The following is a 25,855-nucleotide window of genomic DNA, read 5'->3' as shown; positions in this document are numbered from 1 at the left end:
CGGCCGGGATGCGCGCTTATCCAGAGATTGCGGGGGAAAGTCAACCCAAAACCGAAGCCCAAAGCCCTAAAGATCAGACGCGTTCATCGCCTGTGCAATCGCCAGACCCAGTTGAAACGAAATGCTGTCATACATCGCATCGAACCCGTCGAACAGGGCGCGGTTCAGGGCGCGTCCGGTCTCGGTCCGGGAAAAGGCGATATTCTCGCGCATGTCGGCCTCGGACAGCGGGTGATAGGCCAGCATCAGAAAGGAATAAAGCCAGATCGTCGTCTCGGCCTTCGACGCCTCGCGCTGTTCCAGCAGGTTGGACAGAAGTAGGTCGATCTCGGCCCGTGTCCCGTGCCCTTCGGACAGGCCGAGGTAGAAGTTGTAATCCGAACTCAGCGTGCTTTTGACGTTCAGATCGACCAGATCGTTCAGCCGGATATATTCATCAATCAGGCGGTAGAACGGATCGTCCCTGTCGGCTGTGTCATAGGTCGCGCGGGCGACCTCTTCGACGGCTTCATCGGAAAAGGCGCGACGGGCCGAGTTTTCCAGTGAAATAATCGTCTGCCCCAGATCGCTTTCAAAGAATATAGCGGCCTGTTCCAGTTGCGCATCGGTCATGTATTTCTCGAACGCTTCGGTCATTTCGCCGGTCATCCAGTCGGGATCATACAAACCATCAATCCGGGTTTGCAGCAGTGACCCGCCCTGCCCGTTCAGAAAGGTGTCATCCAGCGCGCGGCTCTGTTCCAGCCCTTCCTCGACAAGAATCGCGATGACGTCTTGCAGATGCAGGGCGCGGGTCAGCCGCTCGACCCGCTCATTCGCGGCCAGCGGTACGGCCCACAGCGTCAGGGCCACGGCAAGGGCTGCGCGCCGCAGCATCAGATATCCTGCGCCGGGCGCAGTTCGGCCATGCGCGCGGCCAGAACCTCGAACCGCATGGCCATGATTTCGTATTGCACGGCGTTCAGCAGTTCATAAACCTCCTGCATCAGCGGCTGTTCCAGCGCGTCGACGTAAGCATCCACATCCGCATCCGAGAAATCGCGATAGGTATAGGCGGCGCTGGCCAGGGCCGACAGTTGCAGGGACCGGCGCGTCTCGGCCTCATTCTGTTGCATCAATGCGCGCAGCTCATCCCCGTTCATCTGCAATTCGATCACGCCCGAGGCGCTGGCGGCCAGCAGGAACCGCACCTGAATCTCCTGCAACGCCCGCAATGACGTGCCCGAGGCATCCACCGCCCGGTTCATCTGCTTGAAACTTTCCACCCGGGTCGAGCCTTCGCGGATCAGGTCGGAAATGATCTGCTGCCCCTGCGCCTGTTGGGCGTCGTCATCTTCCTCCAAATACACGGCGTTTTCGGCGACGACCAATCGCTGACCCAGATCCGAGGCATAGAATTCCACCGCATGCGTCAGCGCCTCATCGCTGAGGGTCTGCTCCAGAATCGTCACGGCGGTTTCATGCATGAGTTGCGTGTCGAACACCTCATCCGTCAGCCGGGTCCAGTCCGCGCCGAATCCCTCGGCATCGATCCCCAGCATCTGCGGCGCCGAGGCCGAGGCAAAGGCGATGCTTTCCAGGGCCACGTCGAACCCGGTGGTGGTCAGAAACGCCTCGACCCGGTCACGATTGGCGGCCAACGCGGGGATGGTGGCGCAGCACAGCGTGACGGCGGACAGAAGAAGCGGCGAAACAAGGCGGCGGAGATGATATGTCATACCTCCAAGCCTAGGGGTTTTCCGCCCGCAGGCAACGGAAAATCCCGTGTTGTGTGAATTGCGGAATTTTCTGCTTGCACCCCTGCGCGTTCACCACTAAATCCCCGTTCCACAGACCCCCGCGGAGAGGTGCCGGAGTGGTCGAACGGGGCGGTCTCGAAAACCGTTGTGGGTGCAAGCCCACCCAGGGTTCGAATCCCTGTCTCTCCGCCAGCTTTACATAAAGCAGTAGCGTCTACAGAACAGATGTCTGTACCAGAGCAAAAATACCGCAATTTCAGTTATCGATACAAAGCGTCTGATTTCGCCTACGGGCGTATGTCGGGCTTTAGTTCCGCTTAAACCCAATGTCCGCTAAGCGGGACAAAGCTGACAACCACACACATCAGAGCAACCCGCAGAAAGCTCTTTGATTGCGAAAACCCCAAGTTCCACTAAGATGCAAGGCGCTGAATTGCTGAGGAGCCGAAATGAAACGCTTGTTTCCGTCGATGCCCGAAGACGCAAACCTGAGCCACGTCTATCGTGCGTTCCCTGAAAAGCTTGCGCCTTTAGCTGAATATCAAAACCGGGTCATGCGGGGCGACAGCGAACTCAGTGTAGCCGAACGAGAGATAATTGCAGCTTATGTCTCCGGTTTAAATGCTTGCGCATTTTGCCATGGTGCGCACACGGTGCATGCCAAGGCTTTTGGCATTGAAGTCAGCACCATCGAGGACATGATGGTTAGCCTCGAAAAGGCGAACATTGATCACAGTCTGAAACCCATTCTTGCCTATTCCGGAAAGCTAACAACCGATCCTTCCCGTATGACGGAAGCCGACGCAAAAGCGGTATACGATGCTGGGTGGACCGAGAAAGCATTGTTCGACGCTATACAAGTTTGCGGTCTATTCAATTTGATGAACCGCGTGTTGGAGGGTACTGGAATTACCAAATATCACTCGGATATTCGGAACGTCGATCAAGATGTGCTGGACAAGCTTCGCAGCGACGATTGTTACGTTGATTTCGGCAAGGCAAACGGACTTTCACAGTGACTTCTGATTGGTCAGTATGGGCTCTTTCCTGTAATTCGCCTTTATTCATTATCCAACTTCGGTAAATCAGTAGAACGATGATCCACAGGAAGCTCATCAAGCGATTGTATTATTGCTTCCCATTCTTCGAGTGTTGAGAAAAGATCATCAAAATGGCTCGAAGTTTTTCCTCGCAGGTCGGCCACAGAACTTTCGCGAGAAAGTTCAGCTGTCTTCTGATCAAAGCACTGAGCAGTAGTCGTTCCGAAGGAACGATGAGAGCTTGCAGGGTTCGAACAGTATCTCTTCAGGTTTGCCACTAACGTTCCAGCCATCGGCCCCGTTTCAATCCCCGTCCCGTGCGATGCGCAGCCGACGGCGTGAACTTGCCTGCCTGATCCCGGTCAATCAGCGCACAGTGGCTCAAACCGCGATTCTGCCAAGTTTGCGCCGGATTTCCCCTTTGCGATCAGGTAGTTTTTCCCCATCTGGGCGGCACATCGTTCAAAGGAGATACTCATGTCCCGTTTATTGCTTATCATCGTGATCGCCGTCATCGGCGGCGGTGCTTATTATTATGCCACACAACCCGAACCCACCCCGGCCGAGCAGGTGCAGGCCGCGGCCGAAGATGCCGAAGACGCGGCGTCGGAAGCTGCCACAGCCACCGAGGAAACCGTTTCCGAGGCCGCAGGTTCACTGACCGATCAAGCGGTTGATGCTGCGTCGGATGCGGCAACGGCGGTGCAGGATGCCGCGTCCGAGGCGGCAAGCTCTGTCGCCGATCAGGCATCCGAGGCGGCCTCGTCCCTGGCGGATCAGGCGGGTGATGCCGCCGCTGCCGCAGGCGATCAGGTTGCCGCGCTGACCGCGCAGGGGCAGGATCTGTTCAATTCCTGGCTGCAAGAGGGCCAACTGACCGCGCAGAATTTCGACTATGACGCCATGGTCGCCTCGGTTCAGGACAGTACCCTGACGCAGCAGGTCAAGACTCAGGCGATTGCGATTCTGGACAAGATCAAAGCCTCGCCCGAGACCATCGTGACCGAGATCCAGAAACTGCGCACCCTGTTGACGCAGTGATAAAAGCCTTGCGGGCTGATCACCGGGATCGGCCCGCATCCTGATGGCATTGACGCCCGCGCAGCTATTTGTTTGGCTGGTCTGATCCGCAACCATATGCGGCCAGACAAGGAGCGTCGGATGACCGATCTACCCGCCACCATGTTCGCTGTGATCCAAAAGCATGACGGCTATTCCGGCACCGCCACCGGCCCGGCTCTGGATGATGCCGCCGCGTGGCTTGAGCCTGCCGAGTTGCCCCTGCCCGCGCCCGGCCCCGGTCAAGTTCTGATCCGGCTGCGCGCGGCCTCGGTCAACCCGTCGGATATTCACTTTATCAAGGGCGAATACGGCCAGCCCCGTGCCAAAGGCGCCCCCGCCGGGTTCGAGGGCTGCGGCGATGTTGTCGCCTGTGGTGCCGGGGCCGAGGCGTTGCGGGATCAGCGCGTCGCTTTTGTGGCCGCAGGTTCAGGCGCCTGGGCGGAATATGTGGTCACGCAAGCGCAGATGTGCATCCCGCTGCGCCCCGATATCTCGGATGAGGATGGCGCGGCGCAGATCGTGAACCCCCTGACCGCCATGGCGATGGTTGATATCGCACGCGAAGCTGGCGAGGCGTTTGTCGTCTCTGCCGCGACCAGCCAATTGGGCAAGCTGATGTGCAGCCTTGGGCGGGACCTCGGGCTGCACCCCATCGCTCTGGTCCGGCGGGCCGAGGCGGTGGAGGCGTTGAAACAGACCGGCGCGGCCGAGGTTCTGGATGTGACCCAAGGTGATGTGGTCGAGCGGTTTGCTGCGCTGTCCGCCACGATGAAACCGCGCGTGTTTCTGGACGCGGTGGCTGATCAACTGTCGGAACAGCTATTCTGCGCCATGCCCAACGGCGCGCGCTGGGTCTGTTATGGCAAGCTGAGCGCCGATCTGCCACGCCTGACCCAGATGGGTCAGTTGATCTTTATGGATAAGCGGATCGAAGGGTTCTGGCTGACCCGCTGGATGATGTCCACGCCGCCTGCCGATCAGATGCGCGTGGTGGCCGAGGTTCAGGCCCGCTTTGCCGATGGCCGTTGGAAAACCGATGTCTCGGAACGGCTTACCCTAAAAAATCTTGTGCCGAATCTGGCGGATGCGCTGAAAAAGAGTGACGGGAAGGTGATTATCACGCCATAGTAGAACCATGCCCCTGCCCATCAACGCGGCAGGGCGAAAACAAAGCCGGGCATACCGGCGGATGGAGGGAGAGTTTGGATAACGCGCAGCTGCTGATCAGCGGGCTGGCCAATGGCTGTGTCTATGGCCTGATCGCGCTTGGCTTTGTGCTGATCTACAAGGCGACCGAGGCGGTGAATTTCGCGCAGGGCGATTTCATGATGCTGGGCGCTTTTGTGACCATCGGCCTGACCAATACCGAATATATGGGCCTGCCCTTCTGGCTGGCGCTGCCGATCTCATTGGGCATCATGGGGGCGCTGGGGTATCTGGTCGACCGGCTGATCATCCGCCGCCTGTTCGGCGAAAGCCAGACGGCGGTGGTGATCCTGACCATCGCTTTGGGGTTCGTCATCCGCTTTGCCGCCGGGTTGATCTGGGGGCATGAGCCGCAGACACTACAGAACCCGCTTGCCGGGAAAGAGGTCCGCTTTGGCGGGCTGGTGCTGGGGATGGAGGATGTTGCGGTCATCGTGGTGACCCTGCTGCTGACCTGGGGCCTTTACGTGTTTTTCAGCAAGACCCGGCTGGGGTTGGCGATGCAGGGGGCCTCACAAAACCAACTCGCGGCTTATTACATGGGCATCCCGGTCAAGCGGGTGCAGGGTTTCATCTGGGCGCTGGCGGGTGTGGTCGCGGGGATCGCGGGCATTCTGTTTGCGGCCAAGGGCTCGGTCGATCCGGCCTCGGGGCTGTTGGGGATCAAGGCATTTGCAGCGGCGGTGATCGGCGGCTTCGGCAGCCTGCCCGGAGCACTTGCGGGCGGGCTGATCGTCGGTGTGATCGAGCCTTTCGCCAGCCGCTATATCGCCGCCGGGTACAGCCAGATCGCGCCTTATGCGCTGTTGCTGGCGGTGCTGATCTTCCGCCCGCACGGGCTGTTCAGCCAGGTCCGGGTCAAGAAGGTCTGAGATATGCGGATCGTTTTCAAAACCAACTATATGCAGGATATCCGGCCCTGGAAGGACGGCTATCAGCTGACCCTCTACTTGATCCTGTTAGCGGTCGTGGCTGCTGCCCCCTGGTGGCTGGATGATTTCTATCTGGGTGAGCTGACGAATGTGCTGATCTGGGCCATCGCCGGACTGGGTCTGATGATCTTGACCGGCCACACCGGACAAGCCAGCCTGGGCCACGCGGCGTTTCTGGCCTTTGGCTGCTATGCCAATGTGGTGCTGATCGAGGCCGGAGTGCCCTTTCTGATCGCCTTCCCCGTCGCGGGCATCCTGACCGGTATCGCAGGCGTCACCGTGGCCATCCCGGCCCTGCGGCTACATGGGATCTATCTGGCGATTTTCACGCTGGCCCTGTCGATCCTGATGGACGACATCATCGTGCTGGCCGAACCCATCACCGGCGGGGTTGCGGGCAAGTATTTGGGTGGGGTCGAGATCTTCGGGTTCCTCGTTGATCGCTGGGCCACGCCCGCGCCGTTCTTCTGGCTGGTGCTGGGCGTCGCGGTGCTGGTCACGCTGGGATATATCAACCTGCTACGCTCACCGCTGGGCCGCAGTTTCATCGCCGTGCGCGACAGCGAGGTTTCGGCGCAGGCCATGGGCGTCGATATCGCACGCACCAAGATGATTTCTTTCGCGCTGTCCTGTGCTGTAACGGGCTGGGCGGGCGCGTTGATGGGGCTTTATGCGGGCGCGTTCAATAACGAGACTTTCAGTGTCCTGATCTCGATCCAATTGCTGATGATGATCGTCATCGGCGGGTTGGGCTCGATCCACGGGGCCTTTCTGGGCGCTATCGTGATCGGCTTTTTGCCGCAATTCCTATCGATCTCGAAAGAATACGTCGGCGCCCTGTTCGGCGGCAACACCGTCGCCATCCCGGGGCTGGAGTTCGGCATTTTCGGCATGATCCTGATCGGTTTCATCCTGTTCGAACCCATGGGGCTTTATGGTCGCTGGCTGAAAATCCGCACCTGGTTCGAACTATTCCCCTTCTACCGCAAGGACATGTTCAAACGGCAGAAATCCTATCTGAAGACGGAGCGTCTGCGATGAGCTTGCTGGAGTTCGAAAATGTCACCCTGAAATTCGGCGGCCTGACGGCGGTGGATGATCTGTCTTTCTCGGTCGAACAGGGTGAGGTCTTTGCCATCGTCGGCCCAAATGGCGCGGGCAAATCGACCGTGTTCAACCTGATCTCGCGCTTCTACGACCCCTCAAACGGGGCGATCCGCTTCGACGGGCATGATCTGTTGCAGGTCAAACCCTCGGGCGTGGCTGACCATGGCGTGGCGCGGACTTTTCAGAATATCGAACTGTTCGAGCATGCCACCGTCTTGCAGAACCTGCTGGTCGGGCGGCACCGTCATCGGCGCACGAACCTGATCTCGGACATCCTGTTCACCCGCGCCGCGCGGCGGCAGGAATTGGAAAGCCGCGAAAAGGTCGAGCAGATCATCGACTTTCTCGACCTGCAGGCGTTCCGCGACAAGATGATTTCGGGCCTGCCCTATGGTGTGCGCAAGGTGGTCGAAGTGGCCCGCGCATTGGCGACCGAGCCGAAACTGTTGCTGCTAGACGAACCGGCCTCGGGGCTGTCGGTCGAGGAGACCACCGATATGCGCTGGTGGATCGACGACATAAGGCGGCAGATGGGGATCACCGTGCTGATGGTGGAACATGACATGGGTCTGGTCTCGGGCGTGTCCGACCGGGTGCTGGCCATGGCCGATGGCGCGAAACTGGCGCTGGGAACCCCCGCGCAGGTGCAATCTCACCCGGCGGTGGTCGAGGCGTATCTGGGGAAAGCCTCATGAGCCAGCCGATCCTGAAAATCCGCAATGTCGAAAGCTTTTATGGCCCCATCATGGCCATTCGCGGCGTGTCGCTGGATGTGCATCCGGGGCAGATCGTCTCGATCCTTGGGGCCAATGGTGCGGGCAAAACGACGCTGATGAAGACCGTCTCGGGCGTGATGGACCCGGAAAAGGGCACGATCACCTTTGACGGGCACGACATTCAGGGGTCCGAGCCGCATAAGGTGGTCCAGAGCGGCATCGTGCATGTCCCCGAAGGGCGCGAGGTGTTTCCGTTGCTGAGCGTGGACGAAAACCTCAGCCTCGGGGCCTATACCCGCTCCGACAAGGCGCAGATCGAACAGGATCGCGAGCTGGTCTTTTCCTATTTCCCGATCCTCAAGGACCGTCGCGGTCAGGAGGCCGGAACCCTGTCCGGTGGCCAGCAGCAGATGCTGGCGATCGGGCGCGGGTTGATGGCAAAGCCCCGGATCATGCTGCTGGACGAGCCCTCACTGGGTCTGTCGCCGCTGCTGGTGCAGGAAATCTTCGGCATCCTGAAACGCCTGAACGATGAACAGAACATGACCATGATGCTGGTCGAACAGAACGCCCATGCGGCGCTGCAACTGGCCCATCATGGTTATGTGATGGAGGTCGGGCGCATCGTCATGGATGGCGCGGCAGATGTGTTGATGCAATCCGAGGATATCCGGAACTTCTATCTTGGCGTGCAAGAGGAAGGCAGCCGCGAAAACCGCCGTTGGAAGCGGAAAAAGACGTGGAGGTGACGCAGATGGATGCCAGCCCCCTGCCCCCTCAGACAACGATCAACGGGGTCCGCTTCAACGCCACGCCCGGCCAGCGCCCGCTGCGGGTCGATGACTGCATCACCATCGGCGAGCTGTTTCAGAAACGCTGCGCCGAGCTGGGCAACCGCACCGCGCATCGGGAAAAGGATCTGGGCATCTGGAAATCCTATTCCTGGTCCGACTACTGGCACTACGCCAAATGGATCGGGCTGGCCTTGCGCAAGCTGGGGCTGCAACGGGGTGAGGTCGTCTCGATCCTGTCCGAGGACCGCAAGGAATGGGCCTGGCTGGATATGGGTATTCAAGGGGTCGGCGGCGTTGCCTCGGGCATCTACACCACCGACGCGGCCAGTCAGGTGCAGTATATCATCACCGACAGCGACAGCCGGTTTCTGATTGTCGAAGACGAAGAGCAACTGGACAAGTTTCTGGCGGTCGAGGACGCCCTGCCCGATCTGCTGAAGGTCATCATTCTTGAGGATGAGGGCCTGCACGACCTGAACCACCCGCGCTGCATGATGATCGGTGATCTATACGCGCTGGGTCGGCAGGCCGAGGCCGAAACCCCCGGCGCGTTCGAGGCTGAAATCGCTCAGACAACTCCGCAGGACACCGCGCTGCTGGTCTACACCTCGGGCACCACGGGCATGCCCAAAGGCGCGATGCTGAGCAATGAAAACATCATGGCGGTGATCGAGGCCGGCGCCCACTCCCTGCCCGCCATGTCCACAGATGAACAACTGTGCTTCCTGCCGCTCTGCCATATCCTTGAACGCGATGTGTCGGTCTATTTCCCGCTGGCCTCGAAATGCACCGTCAATTTTGCCGAAAGCCCCGAGACGGTGTTTGCCAATCTGCAAGAGGTCTCGCCCAACACCTTCACCGCCGTGCCGCGCGTGTGGGAGAAGATTTATTCCAAAGTGCAGTTCATGGCGAAAGAGGCCACGCCGCTGGGCCGTTACGCCTTTGCCAAGGCCGTGAATGCCGGGATGGCGCGGGCGGATCATATCTTTGCGGGCCAGAAGGTGCCGCCATTAATTGCCGCAAGGTTCTGGCTGTGGGACCGGCTGGTTCTGCGCAATCTGCGGCGGATGCTGGGGCTGGATCGGCTGCGTCGGGGTGGTTCCGGCGCGGCACCGATCTCGGCCGATCTGCTGAAATGGTACTGGGCCATCGGCGTGCCGCTGGTCGAAGGGTTCGGGATGACCGAAACCTCGGGCCTTGGGGCACTGAACACGCCACAGGCCAACCGCCTGGGCACCATTGGCCGCCCGGTGCCCGGCAACGACCTGCGCATTGCCGAGGGTGGCGAGATTCAGATCAAGGGTCTGAACGTGTTTCAGGGCTATTGGCGCAACAATGCCAAGACAGCCGAAACCTTCACCGCCGATGGCTGGCTGCGCACCGGGGACATGGGGCATGTCGATCAGGATGGCTATGTCACCATCACCGGACGGCTCAAGGACATCATCATCACCGCAGGCGGCAAGAACATCACCCCGGCCGAGATTGAAAGCCGGATGAAGTTCAGCCCCTACATCTCGGACGCGGTGATCATCGGCGACCGGCGCAAATTCCTGACCGCGCTGATCATGATCGATCAGGAAGTGGTCGAGAAATTCGCCCAGGACCGGAAAATCCCGTTCTCGAATTTCGCCTCGCTTTGTGCTGCGCCCGAGATCAAGGATTTGATCGGGGCCGAGATCACATCCGTGAACAAGGATTTCGCGCGGGTCGAACAGATCAAGGATTTCCGCCTGATCGACGTGCTGCTGACCGCCGATGATGACGAATTGACCGCAACCATGAAATTGAAACGTAATCTGGTGGAAAAGAAATACTCAGATTTGATCGAAGATATGTACCATCAGACAGGGTCTGACCCACAGGGAGGAGAGACATGAGAAAACTGATCAGCGGTGTTGCCGCCGCGTTCGCAGCCACGGCATCCATGGGCTGGGCCGAAACTCAGGGCGTGAGCGACGATGAAATCGTCATCGGCTCGGTCAATGACCTGAGCGGGATTTTTGCCGCCGTGGGCGTTCCGGCCACCAAGGGCGCCAATGTGGTGTTCGACCGGGTCAACGCAAACGGGGGCGTCCATGGGCGCACGATCCGCTATGTGGTCGAGGATAACGGCTATCAGATGCCGCGCGCGATGCAGGGCTATAACAAGCTGCTGAACCGCGACAAGGTGTTTGCCATGCTGCAATCGCTGGGCACGCCGATGAACATGGCGGGATTCAAACTGCTAGACCCCAAGGGCATTCCCAACGTCGCCCCCCTGACCGCCGCGCGGCAAATGCTGCAGGAGCCGATGGATAACAAGTTCACCTCGTTCTCGACCTATTACGATCAGGCGCGCGTGGGGGTGAAGTATCTGGCCGGTGAGTTTGGCTCGCAATCCGTCTGCACCATGTACCTGCCCACCGATTTCGGTGAAGAGATTCTGGAAGGCAGCCATGCCGGTGCCGAAGAGGCCGGGATCACATTCGTCGCGGAAACCACCCATAAACCGGATGAGACCGATTTCGTGGGCTCGCTGAGCAAGCTCAAGGACGAAGGCTGCGATATCGTGACCATGGCGCTGGGGGTACGTCAGGCGATCACCGTTGTGGGCACGGCCAAGAAGATGGGGCTGGAGGATATGAAATTCCTCGGCACCTCGGCCAGTTTCCTGACCGTTGTGGCGCAGGTGCCGGGCGGCGTGACGGACGGGTTCTATGCCGCCGCCTCGTGGCAGGACCTCTGGGCGCGTGCCGATGATCCCGCCCCGGCGGCCTTTATCGCGGAATACAAAGAGGCCACGGGCGAGGACCCGGTTGGCTTTGCCATGCTGGGCTATTCGGCGGCCGAGATGATGGTCAAGGCGCTGGAGGCCGCAGGCCCCGATCTGACCCATGAAAGCTTCATCGCCGCGATGGAGACGCTGGATTATCAGGATGATCTGGTCGGCAACCACATGACCTTTGGTCCTGACGACCATCAGGGCGCGGACAGCATCTATGTGAACGTTGTGGAAAACGGTGCGTGGAAACTGGTTTACGAAGAATAAACCCAGCCACCAGCGCAAGAAAAAAGGGCTCGCATACGCGAGCCCTTTGAAATTTCGTAGTCCGCAGCGAATTAACGCTTCGAGAACTGGAACGAACGACGCGCTTTGCGCTTACCGTATTTCTTACGTTCCACAACGCGGCTGTCGCGGGTCAGGAAGCCGGCGGCTTTCAGGGCGCCACGCAGGCTGGGATCGTACAGTTGCAGCGCTTTCGAGATGCCGTGCTTGACCGCACCGGCCTGACCGGTCAGGCCACCGCCCTTGACGGTTGCAACAACGTCGAACTCACCTTCCACACCAGCAACCTGGAACGGCTGGCGCAGGATCAGCTGCAGAACCGGACGAGCGAAGTACTTGTCCTGATCCTTGCCGTTCACGGTGACCTTGCCGGAACCCGGCTTGATCCAGACGCGGGCAACAGCGTCTTTACGCTTGCCGGTGGCATAGGAGCGACCCAGTTCGTCACGCACGGGTTCGCGCACGATGACTTCTTCGGTCACGGTTTCAACGCCTGCGACGGCGCTCAGCTCTTCGAGAGTATTGATCTGATCAGCCATCGGTCATTAGCTCCGGGTGTTTTTCTTGTTCATGGACTTGACGTCCAGAACTTCGGGCGCTTGCGCCTCGTGGGGATGCTCGGCACCGGCGTAGACGCGCAGGTTGGTCATCTGCTGACGCGCCAGACGGTTGCCCGGCAGCATGCGCTTGACCGCCTGGGTCACGACGCGCTCGGGGTATTTACCTTCGAGGATCTGCTGCTTGGTGCGCGACTTGATGCCGCCCGGGTGGCCAGTGTGCCAGTAGAAGTTCTCTTCGCGCTTCTTGCCGGTCATTTGGATTTTGTCAGCGTTGATCACGATGACATTGTCGCCCATGTCCATGTTCGGGGTGAACGACGCTTTGTGCTTGCCACGCAGGCGCATGGCGACGATCGAGGCAAGACGACCCAGAACAACGCCCTCGGCGTCGATCAGGATCCATTTCTTGTCGATGTCTGCAGGTGTTGCAGAAAAGGTTTTCATGGCAGGATAGTCCTGTTTGATGTGAAAGACCGCCCCAGCGGAGCGGCCCGAATTCGATGGATGGGTATCTAGAGGCAAGCGAATTGCGCGTCAATATCTGCTATCGGTAATTTTAATATCAATATCAATATGTTATAAAATAGGTATTATTTTACCCCATGTTTTGACCCTATTTTGCCGCCATAGGCTATACTTGTCGTGACCCCCGATCTGAACAAGGAGCGTCCCCATGCAGGACTGGCAGCAAACCATCGCCGATTATGGCGCCGCGTGGCAGGAAACCGATCCGGGCAAAAGGCTGGACCTGTTGACGCGGTGCTTCGCCGAAAATGGCCGCTATGTCGACCCGACGGCGGATGTCAGCGGGCGGTCGGCGCTGTGCGACCATATCGGAGACATCCTGAACGGCTCAACTGGCCGGGTCGAGCTGACCAGCACGCCGACCCAGCATCATGATGTGGTGCATTTCACCTGGCACATGATCGGTCCGGATGGAGGCATCTTTGTCGCGGGGCATGACTTTGTTCACCTGAATGCGGACGGGCAAATTGTCCATCTGGCCGGATTCTTTGGTGACCCTGTCCCGCTGGGCTAAGGTCAGACGCTGATCTGTTCCGGCGGATTGTCCAGCAGCGCGCGCAGCCGCAGCATCGCGTCTTCGAACTGCTCCAATGTCACATGCCCGTTCATGGCGATGCGCACCGCGTTGGGCGCGCGCCCGTCGCGCAGGGCGAATTCATCGGCTGACCGCAGCTGTATCCCCTCCCGCTCGGCCGCGCGGCTGAAGGCGGCGGCGCGCCAGCCTGACGGTAGGCTGAGCCAGACAAAGGGCACGTCCGGCGCCCAGTTCAGATCGAACCCGCCCAAGGCGTTCACGGTGACCCGAACATACTCCCCCATCCGCTTGCGCACATCGCGGATGATCTGTTGCGTGCGTGGATCAGACAGCAGCAGCCGTGTCAGTTCAGCCAATGGCTGGGCCAGACCGAAATAACCGTATTCAGCGGACCGGCGCAGATCGACGCTGCGATCCCTGGGGGCAATCGCAAACCCCACCCGTAACGCAGGCGTCAGGATTTTCGAGATCGAGGACACATGCCACCCCCGCTCGGGCGCAAGCGCCCGATAGCTGGGCGCGCGGGCGTCGCCCATGCGATAACAATCATCCTCGATGATCTGCAGATCGTATTTCCGGGCAAGGGCGACGATCTCTTTCCGCCGTTCCAGCGGGGTATGCAGGCCGGTCGGGTTCTGCACCTCGGGCGAGACACAGATCGCCTGCGCCGAGGTCTGGCGCAGGATATGTTCCAACGCGCTGGGGTCGACGCCCCATTTGTCCATCTTGATGCCGATTACCTCGGCCCGCATCAACTCTCCGGCGCGGCGGAACCCGGCATAGGACAGGTCTTCGACCAGAACCACCGGTTTGGGGCCTTGCAGGATGGTCTGAAACACCAGGCACAGCCCGTTCTGGCCGCCATGGGTCAGCACGATATCGTCCTGAGTGATTGGCCCCAGCGGCAGGTCGGACAACCAGTCCACCACCGCCTGCCGCATTGGCCTATACGCATCGCGCGTGGGATAGTTCATCAACAGCCACGGGTCGCATTTCGCGACCTTCTCAAGGCATTCCCGGATCAACCTCACCTGCCCCATATCGGGCAGCCGGGGGCTGAACAGGCTGACATGGTTGTCATCGCGCGCCTCGGCCAGATGCAATTGCCGCGACCAGACATCATCCAGGATCGGCGATTTCGGAGGCGCCACGAATGTACCACGCCCGACCTCGGCTTGTAACAATCCCTCATCGGTCAGGATCGTATAGGCCCGCGCCACGGTTCCGGGTGTGATCTGCAATCTATAAGCAAGCTCGCGCACCGGAGGCAGCTTGCCCCCAACCTCCAGCGTTTTGTTTTCTATAGCTTTTCGGATCGTGTCTGCGACCAGAGTGTATTTCGGACCTTTGGATTTCGGCAAGGACTCTGGCCAAATTGTATCCATTACAATTCTTCCTTTGCTTTTGACACAATCCTGAATGTACTAAACACATGTACCGAGCATTTATACTTTGTGTCAATACAATTTTGAAAGGATACCCCAGATGACACGCACAATGCACAACCCCGCCCTTATGCTGCTGAACGACAGTCCCCGGCTGCCGCTGATCGCCGCGCTGGCGGTGCGGTTTGCGGTCGTGGTCACAAAATGGGAACAACGCCGCCGCAGCCGCGTCAATCTTGGGCGACTGGACGACCGGCTGCTGCGCGACGTCGGTCTGACCCGGTATCAAGCCGAGTCAGAGGTCAGCCGTTTTTTCTGGATGCACTGAGTTATCCCCAGTCCCGATTTTTTCGGGACCTCTTCCTGGCCGGGGCTTGTCCCCGGCCTTTTTTATCCGAAAGTTGCCGCAGCCGAGCCTGCGGGCGGGATCGAATAGGTCATACTGGCCCGCGCCACGGGCTTGTCGGACCCGTCGGAATAAATCAGCACATCCCCCACTGCCAGACTGCGCCCCAGCTTCAGCAGGCGGCACTGCGCGATCATATCCGTCGCCCCGTCTGGTTTGCGCAGGAAATCCATCGAACTGCTGGTGGTCACGGCCAGCGATTGCCGCCCCTTGCGCGCCAGCACCATCGCATAGACACAGACATCGGCCAGCCCGAACATCGAAGGCCCCGAAACCGTGCCGCCGGGGCGCAGATGCCGGTTCGCGACCACAAGGCGCATGGTGATCGTGTCTTCGGTCAGATCCTCGACCACGAAATCCTTGTGAACCTGCGGAAAGACCTGCGCCAGATAGGCGGTCAATTCTTCCTTGTTCAGCGCCAATGACATGCTTCCCCTCCGTCCCGTGCCGCCCTAGAGTTGGCCAAGACTGCGCGGGAGAGCAAGATGCCAATTCTGGAACGTAACGACACGGGCGCCATCGCCCATCTGACATTGAACGCCCCGGACCGGCTGAACGCTCTGAGCGATGAGATGCTGGCCGCCCTGCAGGCCCAATTGGATGCGCTGGAACAGGACCGCTCGATCCGGGTGGTGATCCTTTCTGGTGCGGGCAAGGCGTTCTGTGCTGGTCATGACCTGAAGCAGATGACTCAGGGCCGTCAGGCCGAGGATGGTGGCAAAGCCTATTTCCAGGACCTGTTCGATCGTTGTGCGCGGATGATGATGTCGATCCAGTCCCTGCCCCAGCCCGTTATCGCCCGCCCCCACGGCATCGCTACCGCCGCCGGTTGCCAGTTGGTTGCCACCTGCGATCTGGCCGTCGCTGCCGAGGGCACGCGGTTCGGGGTCAATGGTGTCAATATCGGCCTGTTTTGCTCGACCCCCATGGTCGCGCTCAGCCGCAACATCCCGCGCAAGCACGCGTTCGAGATGCTGACCACCGGCGATTTCATCTCGGCCGAACGCGCGGCTGAGCTTGGTTTGGTCAACCGCGTCGTCCCGGTTGACCAGTTGGAACAGGAAACCATGGCGCTGGCCGAAAAGTTGGCGGACAAGCTGGGAAGCGCTGTGAAAATCGGAAAACAGGCGTTTTACCAGCAAGCTCAGATGCCGCTGGATCAGGCCTATGCCTATACCGCCGAGGTAATGGCACAGAATATGCTGCATCGTGACACCGAAGAAGGGATTTCCGCTTTTATCGAAAAAAGACCACCAAATTGGCGGCAATGACGCGATTGTTATGCACAAATTTATTGATTGTTCGCATTTTTGTACTTTCCAAAAGGGCGACACTGTGGCAATGCTGGGTCAAGGCCATGGCCTGAATATGCTTTTGGGTCGCCGTGGGCGGAAGGTCCCTCCAAGCTGGTTTCTCTCACCGGCGTAGACATTCCCGCAGCGGCGACCCCAAAAACTTCCCTGACAATTGATGGTTCAAACGCGCGTTGCGTATAGCTGCGCTGTGCCCTATGTGGCTGCTTATGACAGACAGATTGCATATCGTGGGCGGCGGCATGGCCGGGTCCGAGGCCGCATGGCAGGCGGCAGAGATGGGCGTTGACGTGGTGATCCACGAAATGCGGCCCAATGTGGGCACCTTTGCGCATCAGACCGGCAATCTGGCCGAAATGGTGTGCTCGAACTCCTTCCGCTCGGACGATGATGAACAGAACGCCGTCGGGCTTCTGCATTGGGAGATGCGTGCCGCCAACGGATTGATCATGACAACCGCAGATGCCCATCGCCTGCCCGCAGGCGGCGCGCTGGCTGTGGACCGCGACCCCTTTGCGGAAAGTGTCACTGCGAAACTGCGGGCGCATCCGCGTGTCTCGGTCACCGGGGAAGAGGTCACCACCCTGCCCGAGACCGGTCAATGGATCTTTGCCACCGGCCCTCTGACCTCGCCCGATCTGGGCGCTGCGATCCGGGCCGAGACCGGGGCCGAGTCGCTTGCCTTTTTTGACGCCATCGCCCCCATCGTCTATGCCGACAGCATCGATATGAGCCAGGCCTGGATGCAGTCGCGCTATGATAAGGGCGAGACCGAGGAAGAACGCACCGCCTATCTGAACTGCCCGATGGACCGCGATCAATACGAGGCGTTCATCGACGCCCTTCTGGCCGCCGACAAGACCGAGTTCCACGAAGGCGAAACCGCTGGTTATTTCGACGGCTGCCTGCCGATCGAAGTGATGGCCGAACGCGGGCGCGAGACGCTGCGCCACGGGCCGATGAAGCCGGTCGGACTGACCAATCCGCATCAGCCGGATGTGAAACCTCATGCGGTGGTACAGCTGCGCCGGGATAATGCTCTGGGTACGCTGTTCAACATCGTGGGGTTTCAGACCAAGATGAAATACGGCGCGCAAACCGATGTTTTCCGGATGATTCCGGGGTTGGAGAATGCCAGTTTCGCGCGGCTTGGCGGCATTCATCGCAACACGTTCATCAACTCTCCGACCCTGCTGGACGCGCAGATGCGGCTGAAATCGCGACCCAATATCCGCTTTGCCGGGCAGATCACCGGGGTTGAGGGCTATGTCGAAAGCGCCGCCATGGGGCTGCTGGCGGGTCGTCTGGCGGCGGCTGATTTGCTGGGCCGCGCCCTGCCCGAAGTGCCGCAGGACAGCGCCATGGGGGCACTGATCCACCACATCACCGGCGGTGCCGAGGCCAAAACGTTCCAGCCGATGAACGTGAACTTTGGCCTGTTCCGTCCGGTTGATGGCCTCAAAGGCGGGCGCCGGGGCCGCAAGGACCGGTACAAGGCCTATACCGACCGCGCCAAATCGGCCTGGACCGACTGGCTGGCGCATTGCTGACTGGACGCCGCCCCCCGGCACCGCCTACCATGACCGCATGAGCGACAAGTTCCTGAACAGCACCTATGACCTGACCACCCCGCAAGAGACGCAGGACCACTATCAGAAATGGGCAGGGTCCTACGACGCCGAGGTGGCCGAAAACGGCTATATCACCCCCAGCCGCGCCGCTGCGGCGCTGTGGGCGCAAAAGCCTGATCCTGATCTGCCGATCCTCGACTATGGCTGCGGCACCGGTCTTTCTGGTCAGGCTTTAACCAAAGTCGGATACCGCGTGATCGACGGGATGGACCCGACACCGGAAATGCTTGAAATGGCCGCGCAAAAGGGCATTTACCGCAGCCTTACAGGTTTTGAGATCACCGATCCCGATCCGCTGGAACAAGATGCGTATGATGTGATCGCTGCCATCGGGGTCATCGGCACCGGTGCCGCCCCGCCGGAAACCTTCGATCTGCTGATGAAGGCCCTGCCACGCGGCGGCTGGCTGGTGTTCTCACTGAACGACCACGCGCTGGCCCTGCCGGAATATCCGGCGCGGATGAATGACTGGCTGGATATGGGCGCCGCGCGGTTGATCTTCCGCGAAAATGGCCCGCATCTGCCTGGCATGAACTTGAAATCTGACGTATATATTGTTGAAAAAGCGTGACATTCACCACCCGTTTTGCGCCTTCACCAACAGGGCCTCTGCATCTGGGTCACGCCTATTCTGCCCTGCTGGCCCATGACCTGGCCACAGCGCAAGGTGGCCAGTTCCTGTTGCGGATCGAGGATATCGACCAATCCCGCGCGCGCCCACAATGGGAGGATCAGATCTATGACGACCTGTCATGGCTGGGCCTGACCTGGCCGCATCCGGTGATGCGTCAATCAGATCGGCTGGATCGCTACCGTCAGGCACTGCACACCCTCATCGACATGGGCCTCGTCTATCCCTGCCGCTGCAACCGCGCCGATATCGAGGCCGCCGCCGGGGCCCCGCAGGAAGGTGTCCCGCAATTCGGCCCCGACGGGCGGATTTATCCCGGCACCTGTCGTCTGCGCCCTATGTCCGAGGCGGGATCACAGGATGTTTTGCGGCTGAACATGAAAAAGGCGCTGGAACGGATTGATTCCATTTCATTTCAGGAAACCGGAGCAACTCACTCAGGCACCCATGCCCTCGACCCGAAGACCCTGCTGCGAGAGGTCGGCGACATCATCCTTGTCCGCCGCAATATGGGCAGCTCCTATCACCTGTCCGTGGTCGTGGATGATGCGGATCAGCACATCACCCATGTCATCCGGGGCGAGGACCTGTTCGACGCCACCCAAATCCACGTGCTGCTGCAAGCCCTGCTCGGTCTGCCAACCCCAGTTTACCAACACCACAAACTGATCCGAGATCCGGCGGGCAAGCGGCTGGCAAAACGCGACGATGCCCGCGCCATCGCCAAATACCGGGCCGAGGGGACCTCGCCCAAAGATATCCGCGCCATGGTCGGGCTCTGACCCTCGCTTCATCTTTTCAAAAATACTCTCGCCGAAGGCGAAATCACGCCATTGGCGTCATCAGTTCGACCTCTTCCCCTTCCCGCACGGCCGTATAGAAACAACTCCGCCGATTGGTGTGGCAAGCCGGTCCGGTCTGACGCACCAGAACCAGCAGGCAATCACGGTCACAATCGACGCGCAGATCCACCAGTTCCTGCACATGGCCCGAGCTTTCGCCCTTGACCCAGAACGCCTGCCGCGAGCGCGACCAATAGGTGACACGCTCCGTTTCCAGCGTCCGCTCCACCGCCTGCGCGTTCATCCAGGCCATCATCAGAACCTCGCCGGTTCCTTCTTCCTGCGCGATGGCGGGGATCAGCCCGGCCTCGTTGAATTTCAATGTCGACGGGTCAAATGCGACCTTCTGCGCCATGACAAAAACCTTTTGCATCCCAGAGCCTGACCACTATGTATGGGGAACAGCCAACGAGGGAAAGCCATGTCCGGCGAAACTGACCTGATCAAGCTTTATTCCGGGCGCATTCTTGCGCTTGCGGCGGATATTCCGCATCTCGACCGGCTGGAAAACCCCGACGCCACCGTCAAGAAACGCGCGCCGCTGTGTGGGTCGACCGTGACGGTTGACCTCAAGGTGCAGGACGGGCGGATTTCCGAGTTCGGGCAGGACGTCAAAGCCTGTGCATTGGGTCAGGCGTCGGCCTCGGTCGTGGGCAGTGCGGTGATTGGCGCGACCCGCGCGCAGGTGGAAACCGCACGGGACCAACTGGCCGCAATGCTGAAAAAAGACGGCCCCGCCCCCGATGCGCCGTTTGAGGGGCTTGAGGTGCTGATGCCCGCGCGGGAATACAAGAACCGCCATGCCTCGATCCTGCTGGCGCTTGAGGCGACGACCGAGGCGATGGAACAGGCCGAACAAGCCAATTGCGCGTAATCATGGCGTTTTCCGTCAAAGCGGTCTAGTCTCGCCCCTGATTTGAGGGAGGGACGGTTTTGAACAATTTGCTGGAACATTTTGTCACGCTCTGGGTCGTGATCGACCCGATTGGCACAATACCCGTCTTCATCGCGGTCACCGCCGGGATCGAGGCCACCGCCCGCCGCAAAACCGCATTGCTGGCCGCGCTGGTCAGTGCCGGTGTTTTGCTGTTCTTCCTGGTCTTTGGTCAGTTGCTGATCGAGGCGCTGGATATCGGCCTCAACTCATTCCAGGTGGCAGGTGGGATCATTCTGTTCCTCTTTGCCCTGACGATGATCTTTGGTGAAAGCAAGCAGGATGTCGAACAGCGGCAGGCCGAAGAAGATGTCGAAGACAAGATGCACAAGACCAACCCAGCCATCTTTCCGCTGGCGGTGCCCTCGCTGGCCTCACCCGGGGCGATGCTGGCAATTGTCATCCTGACCGACAACAATCGCTACAGCGCCACAGATCAGGGGATCACTGCGCTGGTGATGCTGTCGGTGCTGGCCATCGCCTTTGTGCTGATGCTGCTGGCGGACCCGATTATCCGCTGGATCGGCCATTCCGGTGCGGCGATCATCAGTCGGGTGATGGGGATGATCCTGGCCTCGGTTGCGGTGAATTCCGTGCTGTCGGCCATGCTGGAAATCATGAAAACCGGGCAATTGTAAAAAAACCGCCGCACCTTCCGGGCGGAAAGGGCGGCGGCAGGTTGTGCGTGTCTCGTGTGGGATCCGGAATTCCGCGCGGGGCCGAGGCTGGCCCCTTCAAGGGGTTTGGGACAGGCAGGTCACCCTTGCTTGAGATGGGGAAACAAGCGCGGTTTTTGTCGGCACGAGATCGCAGGCAGAAAGGCTTAGAACCCCAGCGGCAGGTGAAGGGCAACCACCAGCATCACCACAAGCGACGCAACACCCGCGGCATCCTGCAAAATCGTGGCTTGCGAACGGCTGAATGCGGTCTTGATCTGGGTCAGCATGGTCTCACCTCCGGGTCAGGCTTTAATCCTTTGTTGACCTTTTGTTCTCATATCTTGCGCATTCAGTAAAGAACTTTTTGAGAACATTTGTGAACTTTTAAGGATTTTTCGGCTAACCTACTGAAATCAAACGGATCGCCTGATCCTGTTTCATCAGCCATAGCAGAACACGCGCCGCCTGCCCCCGGTCCGAGGTCAGTTTGGGATCACCCGCCAGCAAGGTCCGCGCGTCCGATTGCGCCACGGCCATCAGCCCGGCCTGCCGCTCCAGATCGGCGATGCGGAATTTTGGCAGCCCCGATTGCGCGGTTCCGATCAGATCGCCTGCGCCGCGCATTTGCAGATCGGTTTCGGCGATGCGGAAGCCGTCCTCGGTTTCACGCAGCACTTCCAGCCGCTTGCGGCCGCCTTCGGACAGCGGCGCCTGATACATCAGCAAACAGGTCGAGGCCGCCTCGCCCCGTCCCACCCGGCCGCGCAGCTGGTGCAATTGCGCCAACCCAAAAATCTCGGCCCGCTCGATCACCATGATCGTGGCGTTGGGCACGTTCACCCCAACTTCGATCACCGTTGTGGCGACCAGAACCTTGGTCTGTCCGTTCTGAAACGCTGCCATCGCCGCGTCTTTGTCGGCGGGCGGCATCTGGCCATGGACCAGCCCGACCGTCTCATCCCCCAGCAAGGCACGCAGGCGTTTGAACCGCTCCTGCGCCGCGGTCAGGTCCGAGACCTCGGATTCGTCGACCAGAGGGCAAACCCAATAGCATTGGCGCCCCTCATCAATCGCGCGGCGCAGATGGGCCACGACCTCATCCATGCGCTGCGTGCTGACAATCGCGGTCTTGATCGGTTTGCGCCCGGGTGGCTTTTCATCCAGCACCGAGACATCCATATCGCCATATTGCGCCAGCGACAGACTGCGCGGAATCGGCGTGGCGGTCATGACGAGAACATCCGCGCCCTGCCCCTTTTCGGACAGCTCCATCCGCTGCCGCACCCCGAACCGGTGCTGTTCATCGACAATGGCCAGACGTAGATCGCGGAATTCCACATCGTCCTGAAACACCGCATGGGTTCCGACCAGAATATGAATATCGCCGCGTTTTAGCGCGGCCAGCTTGGCACGCCGCTCTGCCCCTTTGTCGCGCCCGGTCAGGATATCCAACACCACGCCCGCCTCTTCGGCCAGAGGGCGCAGGCCTTCCAGATGCTGACGAGCCAGAATTTCGGTCGGGGCCATCATGACCCCCTGCCCTTTGGCCTCAACCGCGACCAGCAAGGCCATGAACGCGACCAGCGTTTTGCCCGCGCCCACGTCGCCTTGCAGCAGACGGTTCATACGGGTGTCGGCAGCCATATCCGCCGTGATGTCATCAATCGCGCGCGATTGCGCGTTGGTCGGGCGGTACGGCAGGCTGTTCAGGATCTTCGATTGCAGTTTGCCGGTGCCAACGCTGACAACACCGCGCGCCTTACGCTCACGCTGTCGCGCAAGGGCCAGAGTCAACTGGTGCGCAAACAGTTCATCATACGCCAACCGCTCCCGCGCCGGGGCAAACGGGGCCACATCATCGGCCCCCTTGGGATGATGCGCAGCCCGCATGGCCGAGGCCCAATCGGGCCAGTTCTGCTGCCCGACCTGCGCCGGATCGGCCCATTCCGCCAGATCAGGTGCGCGGGCCAGCGCGCTTTGCGCCGCCTTATAGGCTGTCTTCTGGGTCACGCCTTGTGTCAAGTGATAGACCGGTTCGAATTCCGGCAGATCACTTGCGTCTTCGGGCGGCACGATATGGTCGGGATGCACCATCTGCGCCATGCCGTCGAACAGTTCCAGCTTGCCCGACACCACCCTGCGCGCACCCTGCGGCAGGATTTTCTGCAGGTAATCGCCGCGCGCATGGAAGAAAACCAACTGAAAATCGGTCTGCGCATCCTCAACATGGATGCGGTAAGCCCCGCCCCGATTGCGCGCCGGGCGGTGCGTGCCCACCGTCACCTCAACCGTGAGGGTTGAGGGCAATTCGGCCCCCTTGATCGTATCCCGCCGCCGCCGGTCCACCACCGCATAAGGTAGCGAAAACAACACGTCACGCGGCGATTCGATGCCCAGTTGCGCCATGTTCTGCGCCGTCTTGGGGCCAACGCCTTCCAGCGTTTCCAGCCCGGCAAACAGCGGGAACAGTTTCTCAGGACGGCCCGTCATGCATCCCCGATCAGCTGTAGCCAGCCATCTTCGTCCAGCGTCTCGATCCCCAGATCAGCGGCCTTTTTGGCCTTGGACCCGGCCCCCGGCCCCGCCACTAGCAGGTCGGTTTTCTGACTGACCGAACCCGAAACCTTGGCCCCTAACGCCTCGGCCCGGGCCTTGGCCTCGGCCCGGGTCATCTTTTCCAGCGTCCCGGTGAAGACCACGGTTTTGCCCGCCACGGGGCTGTCTTCTGAGGGTGCATCGGGCGCGATGACCTGCAGGTGACTGCGTAACATGTCAAAGGCGGCCCGTTCATCCGCGTTGGCAAAAGCGTCGGACAGCGACAGGCCCAGCGTCGCGCCGATCCCGTCTATGCCGGTCAGGTCGGACCACGCCGCCGTAGCCTCAGCCGGAACATCCAAGGCGACCATCGCCGCCTCGCGCGCCTCTTTGATCCGGGCTCGGCGGTTTTCTTCGGTGGCCGCCAGACGCTCGGCCTCTTCTGCCTCATCGGCCTTACGATGAGCCACCGCTGCCGGGCGCGCGGTGTCGATGGCCTGCGCCATCACATCCCAGTCACGATAGTACAGCGCCAGATCGCGCGCGCCGACCTCACCTACATGCCGGATGCCAAGCGCGAACAGCAGCCGCGCGAACGGGATAGCGCGCTTTTCATCAATCGCTGAAAACAGGTTACTGGCCGAGGTTTCACCCCACCCATCCCGGTTCTTGAGCCGCGCAAGATTTGCCGCATCGCGGGTTTGCAGCGTGAAAATATCGGCGGGCGCATTGATGGGCAGAACCGGGTCGTCATAGAACATCTCGATCTGCTTTGCGCCCAGTCCTTCGATATCAAACGCCTTGCGTGAGACGAAATGTTTCAGCTTTTCAACCGCCTGCGCCGGACAGATCAACCCACCTGTGCAGCGACGCACCGCATCGCCATCCTCGCGGATCGCTTCGCTGCCGCATTGGGGGCATTTCGTGGGGAAATCATAGGGTTCGGCACCCTCGGGCCGTTTGCTCAGATCAACATCCGAGAGCTTTGGGATCACGTCCCCGGCCCGATAGACCTGCACCCAATCGCCGACGCGGATATCCTTGCCGTCACGGATCAGGCCGCCTTTGGCATCACGTCCCTTGATGTAATCTTCGTTATGCAGCGTCGCGTTCGAAACCACGACCCCGCCCACCGTCACCGGATGCAGCCGCGCCACGGGGCTGAGCGCGCCGGTGCGGCCGACCTGAATATCGATCGCTTCCAGCCGGGTCCAGGCAAGTTCGGCCGGGAATTTATGCGCAATGGCCCAGCGGGGCGTGGTCGAGCGGAACCCCAGCCGCGCCTGTAAGGCTAGATCATTCACCTTGTAGACCACCCCGTCGATGTCATAGCCCAGCGTCGCCCGCTGCGCCTCGATATCGCGATAGTGCTCCAACATCTGTTGGGTGTTTTCGCATAGGCGGGTCAGGTCGTTGATCTGAAACCCGAAGGATTTCAGCCGTTGAATGGCCTCCATCTGAGTGTCCGCCAGCGGGGCCGAAATCTCCCCCCAGGCATAGGCGAAAAAGCGCAGCGGGCGCGCCCTGGTGATTGAGGAATCCAATTGTCGCAACGACCCGGCAGCGGCGTTTCGCGGGTTGGCGAAGGTTTTCCCGCCGGTCTCGGTCTGCCGCGCGTTCAAGGCATCAAAATCGGCATGCGACATGTAGACCTCGCCCCGCACTTCCAGCACATCGGGGGCATCTTTGATCTGCTGAGGAATGTCGGACATGGTCAGCGCGTTGGCGGTGACGTTTTCACCTACCTCACCATCACCGCGCGTTGCGGCCTGCACCAGTTTGCCCTGTTCATAGCGCAGCGACAGCGACAGCCCGTCGATCTTGGGCTCTGCCGTAAATGCCAACGCCGCATCGTCAGTCAGCCCAAGATATTTGCGAATCGACCGGTCGAAATCTGCCACATCCTCGTCATCAAACGCATTGCCCAGCGACATCATGCGCACCGCATGAGTGACCTTGGAAAACCCGTCTGCCGCCCGTGCACCCACCTGCTCTGACGGGCTGTCATTGCGCTTGAGGTGTGGGAATTGCCCCTCAATCTCGGCATTTCGGCGCTTTAGCGCGTCATATTCCGCATCGGAAATCTCGGGCGCGTCTTCCGCATGATACAGCTGATTGGCCTTGGCAATCTCGACCGCCAGCCGCGCCAGTTCGGCCTGTGCCGCGTCTTCGGTCAGCTCTGATACCGGAATGGATTCGCTCATGGCCTCGCCCTGTCACTTTGTCTTGGACCCCAGTGATAGGGCGAGGCCAT

General features: G+C 60.3%; 27 protein-coding genes and 1 tRNA gene. 18 read left to right on the top strand and 10 right to left on the bottom strand.

Translation table 11 applies throughout. The features are described from left to right. Positions 1-66: 66 nt before the first annotated feature. Together MPJ51_RS06115 and MPJ51_RS06110 are read right to left on the bottom strand one after the other, a co-directional pair. Positions 67-876 carry a DUF2059 domain-containing protein gene (locus MPJ51_RS06115; protein WP_298383268.1) on the bottom strand — a complete coding sequence of 270 codons (810 nt, stop codon included), beginning with the start codon at positions 874-876 and terminating at the stop codon, positions 67-69. Further along, positions 876-1,718 carry a DUF2059 domain-containing protein gene (locus tag MPJ51_RS06110; protein ID WP_298383266.1) on the bottom strand — a complete coding sequence of 281 codons (843 nt, stop codon included), beginning with the start codon at positions 1,716-1,718 and terminating at the stop codon, positions 876-878. Before MPJ51_RS06110 ends, MPJ51_RS06115 begins: the two co-directional genes overlap by 1 nt. A gap of 123 nt (positions 1,719-1,841) precedes the next feature. Between MPJ51_RS06110 and MPJ51_RS06105 the strand changes: the two genes are divergently transcribed. From MPJ51_RS06105 to MPJ51_RS06060, 10 genes are all read left to right on the top strand, one after another. Continuing rightward, positions 1,842-1,931: transfer RNA gene (locus MPJ51_RS06105), tRNA-Ser, on the top strand. A 257-nt stretch (positions 1,932-2,188) separates the two neighbouring features. Beyond that, the gene (locus tag MPJ51_RS06100; protein WP_298383263.1) at positions 2,189-2,758 is read left to right on the top strand and encodes a peroxidase-related enzyme; all 570 of its coding nucleotides are present in this window, start codon (positions 2,189-2,191) and stop codon (positions 2,756-2,758) included. 498 nt (positions 2,759-3,256) lie between these two features. Beyond that, entirely contained in the window at positions 3,257-3,820 is a 564-nt protein-coding gene (locus tag MPJ51_RS06095; RefSeq protein WP_298383259.1) for a hypothetical protein, read from the top strand. A 120-nt stretch (positions 3,821-3,940) separates the two neighbouring features. Continuing rightward, positions 3,941-4,969, top strand: coding sequence for a zinc-binding dehydrogenase (locus MPJ51_RS06090; protein ID WP_298383256.1), 1,029 nt, complete (start codon positions 3,941-3,943; stop codon positions 4,967-4,969). A gap of 74 nt (positions 4,970-5,043) precedes the next feature. Next, the gene (locus MPJ51_RS06085; protein ID WP_298383253.1) at positions 5,044-5,919 is read left to right on the top strand and encodes a branched-chain amino acid ABC transporter permease; all 876 of its coding nucleotides are present in this window, start codon (positions 5,044-5,046) and stop codon (positions 5,917-5,919) included. Between the two features lie 3 nt (positions 5,920-5,922). Continuing rightward, positions 5,923-7,020: a branched-chain amino acid ABC transporter permease gene (locus MPJ51_RS06080; protein WP_298383250.1), complete on the top strand. Its 1,098-nt coding sequence runs from the start codon at positions 5,923-5,925 to the stop codon at positions 7,018-7,020. Beyond that, the gene (locus MPJ51_RS06075; protein ID WP_298383247.1) at positions 7,017-7,781 is read left to right on the top strand and encodes an ABC transporter ATP-binding protein; all 765 of its coding nucleotides are present in this window, start codon (positions 7,017-7,019) and stop codon (positions 7,779-7,781) included. The genes MPJ51_RS06080 and MPJ51_RS06075 overlap by 4 nt, the downstream gene beginning before the upstream one ends. Then, entirely contained in the window at positions 7,778-8,551 is a 774-nt protein-coding gene (locus MPJ51_RS06070; RefSeq protein ID WP_298383245.1) for an ABC transporter ATP-binding protein, read from the top strand. The genes MPJ51_RS06075 and MPJ51_RS06070 overlap by 4 nt, the downstream gene beginning before the upstream one ends. Positions 8,552-8,556: 5 nt before the next feature. Next, positions 8,557-10,476: a long-chain fatty acid--CoA ligase gene (locus MPJ51_RS06065; RefSeq protein ID WP_298383242.1), complete on the top strand. Its 1,920-nt coding sequence runs from the start codon at positions 8,557-8,559 to the stop codon at positions 10,474-10,476. Next, positions 10,473-11,627: an ABC transporter substrate-binding protein gene (locus MPJ51_RS06060; RefSeq protein ID WP_298383240.1), complete on the top strand. Its 1,155-nt coding sequence runs from the start codon at positions 10,473-10,475 to the stop codon at positions 11,625-11,627. Before MPJ51_RS06065 ends, MPJ51_RS06060 begins: the two co-directional genes overlap by 4 nt. A gap of 71 nt (positions 11,628-11,698) precedes the next feature. Here the strand turns inward: MPJ51_RS06060 and rpsI are convergent, their stop codons facing one another. Further along, entirely contained in the window at positions 11,699-12,184 is a 486-nt protein-coding gene (gene rpsI / locus MPJ51_RS06055) for a 30S ribosomal protein S9 (RefSeq protein WP_209197069.1), read from the bottom strand. Positions 12,185-12,190: 6 nt separating this feature from the next. Then, the gene (gene rplM, locus MPJ51_RS06050) at positions 12,191-12,649 is read right to left on the bottom strand and encodes a 50S ribosomal protein L13 (RefSeq protein WP_298383233.1); all 459 of its coding nucleotides are present in this window, start codon (positions 12,647-12,649) and stop codon (positions 12,191-12,193) included. Positions 12,650-12,878: 229 nt separating this feature from the next. On the opposite strand from rplM, the gene MPJ51_RS06045 reads away from it, so the two are divergent. Beyond that, a complete protein-coding gene (locus MPJ51_RS06045) occupies positions 12,879-13,244 on the top strand; it encodes a nuclear transport factor 2 family protein (RefSeq protein WP_298383230.1) in 366 nt (121 codons plus the stop codon). A 2-nt stretch (positions 13,245-13,246) separates the two neighbouring features. Here the strand turns inward: MPJ51_RS06045 and MPJ51_RS06040 are convergent, their stop codons facing one another. Beyond that, a complete protein-coding gene (locus MPJ51_RS06040) occupies positions 13,247-14,650 on the bottom strand; it encodes a PLP-dependent aminotransferase family protein (RefSeq protein WP_298383227.1) in 1,404 nt (467 codons plus the stop codon). A 100-nt stretch (positions 14,651-14,750) separates the two neighbouring features. On the opposite strand from MPJ51_RS06040, the gene MPJ51_RS06035 reads away from it, so the two are divergent. Beyond that, complete coding sequence (locus tag MPJ51_RS06035; protein WP_298383224.1) at positions 14,751-14,978, top strand: DUF1127 domain-containing protein; 228 nt, start codon at positions 14,751-14,753, stop codon at positions 14,976-14,978. Between the two features lie 62 nt (positions 14,979-15,040). Here MPJ51_RS06035 and MPJ51_RS06030 read toward each other — a convergent pair whose 3' ends face one another. Next, on the bottom strand, positions 15,041-15,484 hold the full coding sequence (locus MPJ51_RS06030) for a PaaI family thioesterase (RefSeq protein ID WP_298383221.1): 444 nt from the start codon (positions 15,482-15,484) through the stop codon (positions 15,041-15,043). 30 nt (positions 15,485-15,514) lie between these two features. Here MPJ51_RS06030 and MPJ51_RS06025 point away from each other — a divergent pair, with 30 nt between their 5' ends. The 4 genes from MPJ51_RS06025 (at position 15,515) to gluQRS (ending at position 19,413) form a co-directional block, all read left to right on the top strand. Further along, positions 15,515-16,327 (top strand): enoyl-CoA hydratase, encoded by an 813-nt coding sequence (locus MPJ51_RS06025; protein WP_298383218.1) that lies wholly within the window; start codon positions 15,515-15,517, stop codon positions 16,325-16,327. Between the two features lie 251 nt (positions 16,328-16,578). After that, positions 16,579-17,919: a methylenetetrahydrofolate--tRNA-(uracil(54)-C(5))-methyltransferase (FADH(2)-oxidizing) TrmFO gene (gene trmFO / locus MPJ51_RS06020; protein WP_298383216.1), complete on the top strand. Its 1,341-nt coding sequence runs from the start codon at positions 16,579-16,581 to the stop codon at positions 17,917-17,919. 37 nt (positions 17,920-17,956) lie between these two features. Further along, positions 17,957-18,571 carry a methyltransferase domain-containing protein gene (locus MPJ51_RS06015; protein ID WP_298383213.1) on the top strand — a complete coding sequence of 205 codons (615 nt, stop codon included), beginning with the start codon at positions 17,957-17,959 and terminating at the stop codon, positions 18,569-18,571. Beyond that, positions 18,568-19,413, top strand: a complete 846-nt coding sequence (gluQRS, locus tag MPJ51_RS06010) for a tRNA glutamyl-Q(34) synthetase GluQRS (RefSeq protein ID WP_298383210.1) — start codon at positions 18,568-18,570, stop codon at positions 19,411-19,413. Before MPJ51_RS06015 ends, gluQRS begins: the two co-directional genes overlap by 4 nt. A gap of 43 nt (positions 19,414-19,456) precedes the next feature. Here the strand turns inward: gluQRS and hisI are convergent, their stop codons facing one another. Continuing rightward, positions 19,457-19,846, bottom strand: coding sequence for a phosphoribosyl-AMP cyclohydrolase (gene hisI, locus MPJ51_RS06005; protein WP_298383207.1), 390 nt, complete (start codon positions 19,844-19,846; stop codon positions 19,457-19,459). 48 nt (positions 19,847-19,894) lie between these two features. Between hisI and MPJ51_RS06000 the strand changes: the two genes are divergently transcribed. Continuing rightward, positions 19,895-20,347, top strand: a complete 453-nt coding sequence (locus tag MPJ51_RS06000) for an iron-sulfur cluster assembly scaffold protein (RefSeq protein WP_298383203.1) — start codon at positions 19,895-19,897, stop codon at positions 20,345-20,347. A gap of 59 nt (positions 20,348-20,406) precedes the next feature. Next, the gene (locus MPJ51_RS05995) at positions 20,407-21,045 is read left to right on the top strand and encodes a MarC family protein (RefSeq protein ID WP_298383200.1); all 639 of its coding nucleotides are present in this window, start codon (positions 20,407-20,409) and stop codon (positions 21,043-21,045) included. Between the two features lie 185 nt (positions 21,046-21,230). On the opposite strand, the gene MPJ51_RS05990 is transcribed toward MPJ51_RS05995, so the two are convergent. From MPJ51_RS05990 to ligA, 3 genes are all read right to left on the bottom strand, one after another. Further along, complete coding sequence (locus MPJ51_RS05990) at positions 21,231-21,353, bottom strand: hypothetical protein (protein ID WP_298383198.1); 123 nt, start codon at positions 21,351-21,353, stop codon at positions 21,231-21,233. A gap of 112 nt (positions 21,354-21,465) precedes the next feature. After that, positions 21,466-23,556, bottom strand: a complete 2,091-nt coding sequence (gene recG / locus MPJ51_RS05985) for an ATP-dependent DNA helicase RecG (protein WP_298383196.1) — start codon at positions 23,554-23,556, stop codon at positions 21,466-21,468. Continuing rightward, complete coding sequence (gene ligA, locus MPJ51_RS05980; RefSeq protein ID WP_298383194.1) at positions 23,553-25,805, bottom strand: NAD-dependent DNA ligase LigA; 2,253 nt, start codon at positions 25,803-25,805, stop codon at positions 23,553-23,555. The genes recG and ligA overlap by 4 nt, the downstream gene beginning before the upstream one ends. Positions 25,806-25,855: the final 50 nt, after the last annotated feature.

Source organism: Ruegeria sp., from assembly GCF_028066395.1.
Lineage (GTDB): Bacteria > Pseudomonadota > Alphaproteobacteria > Rhodobacterales > Rhodobacteraceae > Ruegeria.
This window is presented reverse-complemented; position numbering and strand designations above follow the sequence as displayed.